Genomic DNA, 5,547 nt, shown 5'->3' with positions numbered 1-5,547 from the left:
GAGCGCGAGCGGACTCGAGCCGCTCGCGCTCGACTATTATAATTTACTTGGGGACAATTAATCCACCCTGCCTAGCCCCCCTTAACAAGGGGGGGACAAGAGTCTTCTCTTTAGTCCCCCTTATTAAGGGGGATGCGAGGGGGATCTAGACTGGGGTAAAAGCGATATTTATCAACAGTTTTAGTCTTAAGTTGATACGAATGAGCAGTGCCGTTTCCCTACTGTAATGTTTATGGAGAATAGCGGGCTCGAACCGCTGACCCCTACAATGCCATTGTAGTGCTCTACCAACTGAGCTAATTCCCCTTTCTTTTCGCGCTCTCAATCATGCCTTAACTGACCAATATTTGTCAAGCTTTTTGGGGAAATTAGTTTTGAGCCTTCGGCTGGCAAGGCTTTCGGCTTTTTTTCCACAAAACTCTCCTCGCTTCTGGACAATGGTCAATCGCCTACTATCATTTAGTAAGTGTGTTGGGATATTTCGCTCAAATGGCTCAAACAAGACCCCATGAGGAAGTAGACGACTAGCAGAGCGGCGGCTGAGACCGCAACTAGGGTGCCGGCTAGCATTAGTGAAAATTCCCGTTGCGCGATCGCCTCTTGCATCAAGTGCAAAGACCAGGCAACGAGGGCAACGTCAATTATTAAAATAGGAACCAGCATAAGTTACGATTTGTAACAGCTTACCTATTGTAACAAAACTTTTCGCTTCGTGCAGATCAGCTCACCTGTATTTAACTTTTGCTGTAAAACCCGAAGGGAGCAGCGGAAAGCGGGTGAGAAAAAATTATAGCTTTTGGTGATAATTACAATATGCAAAGTAAATGAGAGCTAGCTCAGCCTTAGATGTGGCGTTTTTGACTCTTGAGCGATCGATTAAGAGCCCGATAGCTGCGCTTCACACGCTTTTTTGAGGGGGTAGGGTGCGTTAGCGAAGCCCGCCCCTACGGGGGCTACGCCAACGAAGAGGATCGACCTTTGAGTATAACTGATTTGATAGCAGTGCGATCGCACCCTGACCCGATTGAATGTTGGTAAAATATGTGTACTTTTAATTAAAATAAAATGAACGGCTGTTGAGGATAAAAACTATGTTAACCCAAACTCAAAAACTCTACTCGCCAGAGGAATATTTGGCACTAGAGGAAGTGGCCGAGTCCAAAAGTGAATATATTGATGGCGAGATAGTTCCTATGACTGGTGGTACTCCAAATCATAATGATATTGCGGGCAATTTTTATGCTCATTTAAAATTTGCTCTCAGGGGGCAAAACTATAAGGTTTTTATCGGTGACTTACGGTTGTCGATACCGCGCTATCATCTCTATACTTATCCAGATGTGATGGTGGTTCAAGGCGAACCAGTGCTTTTAGACGATCGCACAGATACAATAATTAATCCTTTGATGATTGTTGAAGTTTTGTCAAAAAGTACGAAAAATTACGATCAAGGGGATAAGTTTGATTATTATCGCTCGATTCCTGAGTTTCGAGAATATATTTTAATCGATCAGTATAAATTTTATGTCGAGCAGTTTGTCAAGACTTCGGAAAATAAGTGGCTTTTAAGTGAATACGAATCGGCAGATGCAGTGCTGGCTTTGTCTTCGCTGCCGTTTCAAATTCAATTGGGCGACATTTATGAAGGGATTAGATTTGAAACGACTCCCGCTAGTTAGGATTTCACAACCGCTTTTTTGTTTGCTGTAACATTAACTCGATCGCCTTTTCAACTTTATGACAAATCGCTCTACTCGCGCCCTTTTTCACAGCAAAACACTCAACACTGCTTTGCGTGCTTTTAGCTTTCCGCAAGATATGGAAGTGCGCCACCAAAAATTGGGAACGTGGATTGCTGCACTTAAAACGGGTACGTTAGACGAAGTTAAAGAAGTTTCCCTGCACGGCAGTTTTATTAATGATATTTTTCAGGATATTTTGGGATATTGCTCGGTAATTCAAGGTGGGGGGAAAGCTTGGGAAATTAACGCGGAACAAACGATATCTGATGGCGGCGGTTCTGCTGACGGGGCGATCGGCTTTTTTACCGCTGCTGGCAATCCTAAAGGCAAAGCCGTGTCCCTGCAAGGTAAAGTGATTGCTCCGATCGAACTCAAGGGAGCGAAAAATGATTTAGACCGTCCCGCATCCGGGCGAACCGAATCAGCAGTTGACCAAGGTTGGCGCTACGCTAATTATACACCCGATTGTCGCTGGATTATTGTCTCGAATTATCGAGAGTTGCGACTTTATCATACCAATAAAACTCCCGCTTATTACGAACAATTTTTTGTGGCTGACTTGGCGGATATTGCAGCTTTTAAGCGGTTTTACTTTCTGCTGTGTCGCCGCAATTTTTTGCCTAAAAACCAAGAGCAAACAGGTTCTGTTATTGACAGACTGTTAAAAGACTCTGACGAAGCTCAAGAGGAAATTACCAATAAATTATATCAAGAGTACAAAGCAATTCGACTCGCTCTCGTTAAACATTTTCGCTTTTCTGGGCCGCAGGATATCCCCAACCGCGATCGCGTACTCATCGAAAAAGCTCAAAAAACCTTAGACCGCGTTTTATTCATTGCTTTTTGTGAAGATAAAGGGCTGCTGCCGCGAAACACCCTCAGCAACGCTCACGACCACACAGACCAATACAATCCTAAATTAATTTGGGAAAATTATCAATCTGTATTTCGCTGGGTAGATGTGGGAAATGATGACCCTCCTGTACCGGGATACAACGGCGGTTTATTTAAATTCGATCCGGTTTTAGACGCACAATTGACTGTGCCAAATCCCTTATGCACTCAGCTTAAGAATTTGACGCGATTTGATTTTGATACCGAAGTTTCCGTCGATATTTTGGGGCATATTTTCGAGCAGTCTGTTACAGATTTGGAAGAATTAAATGCTGAAACTACCGGACAGGAATACAATCAGAAAAAAGGCAAGCGAAAAACTCAAGGTGTGTTTTACACGCCAGCTTTTATTACTCAGTATATTGTCGAGGTTTCTCTCGGCGGCTATTTGCAGCGGCGAGAGCAAGAATTGCGCGATTTATTCCTAATGGGCGAAGTTGCTGAAGACTCGGTTCAGCCACCAAAGAAAACTGCAATTAAGTTTTGGAAAGCGTATCGAGACGAGGTGCTGCAAAAAACGCGCGTCATCGATCCGGCGTGCGGTTCGGGTGCTTTTTTGATTGCGGCTTTTGATTATTTGATGCAGCAGTACGAAAGAGTCGATCGCGAATTGAATGCTTTGGGGTATAAGCCAAAAGACGGCAACTCGCTGGAATTTGACAGAAGCATTTTAAGCAACAACCTGTACGGCGTAGATTTGCTGCCGGAATCGGCGGAAATTACCAAACTTTCCCTGTGGTTGAAGACGGCCCAAGCTGGTAAAACGCTGACTTATTTGGATGATAATATTAAAGCGGGAAACTCGATCGTCGCTGACAGTAATGTAGCAGATACAGCGTTTGATTGGCAAGCTGAATTTTCCCAGATTTTTGCTGATGGCGGTTTTGATGTTGTCCTTGGCAATCCGCCTTATGTGCGGCAGGAGTTGCTGTCTCCAATTAAACCATACTTGCAAGCAAATTATGAATCCTATAATGGCGTAGCAGACCTTTATACTTATTTTTATGAACTCGGGTTAAACATTCTAAAACCGGGTGGAGTGCTTTCGTATATTGTCACAAATAAATGGCTGAGGTCGGGATACGGCGAACCTCTACGCAAGTTCTTTGCCAGTCAAGGTTTACTAGAGCAAATTATTGATTTCGGACACGCGCCAATTTTTGAGGAGGCTGATACTTTTCCCTGTATTGTCGCAGTCAGAAAACCTAACGCTTCTCTATGTATCTCTGAAACTGAAAGCGAGATTGAGCCAGGTAAATCTGAACCTAATTCGCCTGTGATTGTTTGTCCGGTTCCGCGCGAGGAACTTGCTAATATCAACCTTACACAATATGTTCAACAACACGGTTATAAAATTTCGCGAGATCGTTTCACTGCGACTGCTTGGAGTCTGGAACCTCCTGCTGTTGATGAGTTGATGCAGAAAATAAAACAAGTGGGAGTTCCGCTAAAAGATTTTGCAGGCGTTAAGCCTTTATATGGCATAAAAACAGGATTTAACGAAGCTTTTTTGATTGATGAAGCTACTAAAAATAGTCTCGTTCAAGCAGACCAGAAATCTGCTGAAATTATCAAGCCTTATTTACGAGGTCAAGATATTAAACGCTGGAGTCCAGAGTGGGCAAATCTTTGGATTATTTTGCTGAAATCTAGCAGCGATAGTGTATGGCCGTGGAGTAAAGCAAACGATCAAGCAGAGGAAGTATTTGCACAAACATTTCCATCGGTATATAAGTATATGAAGCCGATGCAAGAAAAACTGTCTAAGCGTTCCGATCAAGGGCGTTACTGGTGGGAACTGCGTAGCTGTGCCTACTATAACGTTTTTCAAGAACCAAAAATTATCACTCAAGATTTGGCTACTTATTCTTGGTTTTGCTTCGTCGATCAAGAGGTATACCCAGTGAATACTTGCTATCTATGGCCAACAGGAAATCTTTATATGCTTGGGTGGCTGTGTTCGCCAATAACTTGGTGGATTTGTCACCACACTTTGCAAAAAGGGATCAATGACACACTGCGAATGTTTAGAGAACAGGTAGAAACTTTACCCATCGCACCACCAACTGACTCAATTCGTGCCGAAGTCGAATTAATTGTCAGCCGTTTAATTGAAATCGCCAAAACTAATCAAGAAACTCACCGAGATGTCTTGCAATGGCTGGAAATAACTTATTTGATTGATAAACTCGGACAAAAACTCGAAGATTTTTCTGCCCTTTCCTTTGCAGAATTCGTAGCAGAAATCAGAAAGCGAATGCCGAAAACTAAATCCTCCGATCCTCTCGGTGTTGCTGGACTAAAAGCAGTCCGCGAAACTTATAATGAATATGCACCGGCCATTCAATCTCGCAAAGCTGAGGCGTTGAGACTCGAACACCGTTTATCCGACTTAGTTAATCAAGCTTACGGATTGACACCGGAAGAGATAGATTTGATGTGGAAAACAGCACCTCCGCGAATGCCGATCGCCCGACAGATTTGATAGAATGTTATATTTTAGATTGTCAACCTTTGAGAAAGTCTAGAACAGTTTTGGATTGATTGCATTTATAATAAAACAACGGTTAAAATAGGAAAGCCAATGGTGACGAACCTAAATGTGGATACGGCACTGCTGCAAGAGGCGATCGAACTGGAGCGAGAAATTGCGATCGAAACCTTAGTTGAAATCGCCTTGCGCGAATACATTCAACGCCGCAAACAGCCACAGAATCTCGAACTTAGCTTTGGAGAATCTCTCAGTGCATTTCGTGAAAAATATCAACTGCATGAACTGGGTTTAAATCCTGATGAAATTTGGGGAGATATTCGCGATCGAACTGCTTAAGGCTCGCGAATTAAATAACTTACAATTTTAATTGTTATTGTGGGATGGGCGTCCCGCCCGTCCAAAAAGGACGGGCGGGAC

The 5,547-nt window shown here is 43.2% G+C and carries 4 protein-coding genes and 1 tRNA gene; 3 read left to right on the top strand and 2 right to left on the bottom strand.

What is annotated here, in order from left to right; all coding sequences use genetic code 11:
- Positions 1–233 precede the first annotated feature (233 nt).
- Both QUB20_RS28070 and QUB20_RS28065 read right to left on the bottom strand, forming a co-directional pair.
- A tRNA-Ala gene (locus QUB20_RS28070) sits at positions 234–306 on the bottom strand.
- A gap of 153 nt (positions 307–459) precedes the next feature.
- Positions 460–663, bottom strand: coding sequence for a hypothetical protein (locus QUB20_RS28065; RefSeq protein ID WP_333058474.1), 204 nt, complete (start codon positions 661–663; stop codon positions 460–462).
- A 428-nt stretch (positions 664–1,091) separates the two neighbouring features.
- Here QUB20_RS28065 and QUB20_RS28060 point away from each other — a divergent pair, with 428 nt between their 5' ends.
- From QUB20_RS28060 to QUB20_RS28050, 3 genes are all read left to right on the top strand, one after another.
- Positions 1,092–1,679: a Uma2 family endonuclease gene (locus QUB20_RS28060; RefSeq protein WP_333247655.1), complete on the top strand. Its 588-nt coding sequence runs from the start codon at positions 1,092–1,094 to the stop codon at positions 1,677–1,679.
- Positions 1,680–1,737: 58 nt separating this feature from the next.
- Positions 1,738–5,121, top strand: coding sequence for an Eco57I restriction-modification methylase domain-containing protein (locus QUB20_RS28055; RefSeq protein ID WP_333247657.1), 3,384 nt, complete (start codon positions 1,738–1,740; stop codon positions 5,119–5,121).
- A gap of 99 nt (positions 5,122–5,220) precedes the next feature.
- Positions 5,221–5,466 (top strand): type II toxin-antitoxin system VapB family antitoxin, encoded by a 246-nt coding sequence (locus QUB20_RS28050; RefSeq protein ID WP_333247659.1) that lies wholly within the window; start codon positions 5,221–5,223, stop codon positions 5,464–5,466.
- The last annotated feature ends 81 nt before the right edge of the window (positions 5,467–5,547 follow it).

Origin of the sequence: Microcoleus sp. B4-C2, from assembly GCF_036705265.1 — a bacterium.
Classification (GTDB): domain Bacteria; phylum Cyanobacteriota; class Cyanobacteriia; order Cyanobacteriales; family Microcoleaceae; genus Microcoleus.
Note: the sequence above shows the minus strand (reverse complement) of the source record. Positions and strands in the feature narration are given on the sequence as shown.

Excerpts from the sequence above, each read along its gene's own strand:
- QUB20_RS28065 (WP_333058474.1), bottom strand. The coding sequence starts at position 663 with ATGCTGGTTCCTATTTTAATAATTGACGTTGCCCTCGTTGCCTGGTCT.
- QUB20_RS28060 (WP_333247655.1), top strand. The coding sequence starts at position 1,092 with ATGTTAACCCAAACTCAAAAACTCTACTCGCCAGAGGAATATTTGGCA.
- QUB20_RS28055 (WP_333247657.1), top strand. The coding sequence starts at position 1,738 with ATGACAAATCGCTCTACTCGCGCCCTTTTTCACAGCAAAACACTCAAC.
- QUB20_RS28050 (WP_333247659.1), top strand. The coding sequence starts at position 5,221 with ATGGTGACGAACCTAAATGTGGATACGGCACTGCTGCAAGAGGCGATC.